2 protein-coding genes and 2 pseudogenes are annotated in these 1,312 nt (G+C 38.7%); all 4 read right to left on the reverse strand.

The window, feature by feature from the left end; genetic code table 11:
* Positions 1–194 (reverse strand): annotated as a pseudogene (locus RHS_RS29230) (hypothetical protein); the annotation flags it as partial.
* 164 nt (positions 195–358) lie between these two features.
* Positions 359–523: a hypothetical protein gene (locus RHS_RS32380; RefSeq protein WP_395023662.1), complete on the reverse strand. Its 165-nt coding sequence runs from the start codon at positions 521–523 to the stop codon at positions 359–361.
* Positions 524–578: 55 nt separating this feature from the next.
* Complete coding sequence (locus tag RHS_RS29235) at positions 579–761, reverse strand: hypothetical protein (protein ID WP_047835200.1); 183 nt, start codon at positions 759–761, stop codon at positions 579–581.
* A pseudogene (locus tag RHS_RS29240) lies at positions 761–1,312 on the reverse strand (phage head morphogenesis protein); the annotation flags it as partial. The pseudogene RHS_RS29240 and the gene RHS_RS29235, both read right to left, overlap by 1 nt.

Consider the following 1,312-nt stretch of genomic DNA (forward strand, 5'->3'; position numbering starts at 1 on the left):
TAGCCTTTTAACACGCTTTCTTCTGCCACAGACTGTTTTCCCTGGATAAGCTGCGCAATCTTATCATAATCGATCTGTGGTGCTGCAGGCGCTGCATTGGTTTGCGGCTGTCCTGCAGGCGGTGTTGCCTGCGCTTCTGGATCTGTGCTCCCCGGCTCTGCAAAAATCTGTAATTTCATTGGTAATCTACTCATTTTTCTATATCTCCTTTACAGTTAAATGGTGTCTCCATGTTTCCACAGTTTTATGGGTGTCTCCCACTAACAGTTTTCACAGTGTGTCTCACCGTAGTTTAAAGCCTTCGGGCATAAAAATAAGACGCTTCACCCCGCGCCTTACAGGGAGATGTATGGACACCTTACCCTTTCTTTTCTTCTGCAGCCTTATCTGGAAGAATCTCAACCAGGCCAAGCCCTGACAACTGCTCAGCTCTGTCATTTTTCACATCAAACTGTTCACCGGCCTTTCGAAGCCTTAGATCGTTTTCACGATCCCGGAAGTCTGCTTTTGCTTTTACTTTCATGCTGTCACCTCCTTAATTCTATAATAAAACCACCTGCCGTAAATGACTGGTGGTTTTACTCATTTATACTTGGTAGTTCTCTTTTTAACCTAATTGATGTTTTTATATCTTTGATATAATCATCATACTCATTGGCCCCATACTCCAACTCGTCATACTCATCTGGGTCACCACCAAAAACATTATAATATTCATCATAAAGCTTTTCTAATTCCGGTGTCATATTACCATACCACATTATTTTATCATCTCCTTCAACATTCGATATACCTCTGTTGTTGTTTCTGGAAAAAGAATCTCCATAAATTCTAATACTCTCTCATCACTTTGATAAATCATCCTTCCATATTGTGCCCAAGTCTCTTTTTCTAATTTCAGAGGTTTCAACCAATAATCGTCTTGATGCCTATACCCCAGTCTAATCTTCCCCCTTGACATGCCATTTAAAATATCCGAAATACCCCTAAATTCTTCCTGTAATTTTATTCCTCTACGTCCATTTTCAAATACCTCCGGATATTTTAAATATAACATATCTTCTATCGATTTACCATAATTAGACGATAATTGTAATAATCTTTTATAGTCGTTTTGGATTTGTAATGTCAATGCACCATTCTGCGTAAGTCCGTAAGTATGATCGATCTCATGAAATAATTCATGGGCTATAGTTGACGGTGTTGCATTCTCAGCAATATAAATCACTCCTTTAGTATAATAGGACTTTTTCTTCTTCGATTTATTAAACTTTACTCTGGCTTTCGATTGCTTTAATAGTACCCGAGTATC

This window comes from Robinsoniella sp. RHS, from assembly GCF_001029355.1.
In the GTDB taxonomy this organism is placed as follows: domain Bacteria; phylum Bacillota; class Clostridia; order Lachnospirales; family Lachnospiraceae; genus Robinsoniella; species Robinsoniella peoriensis.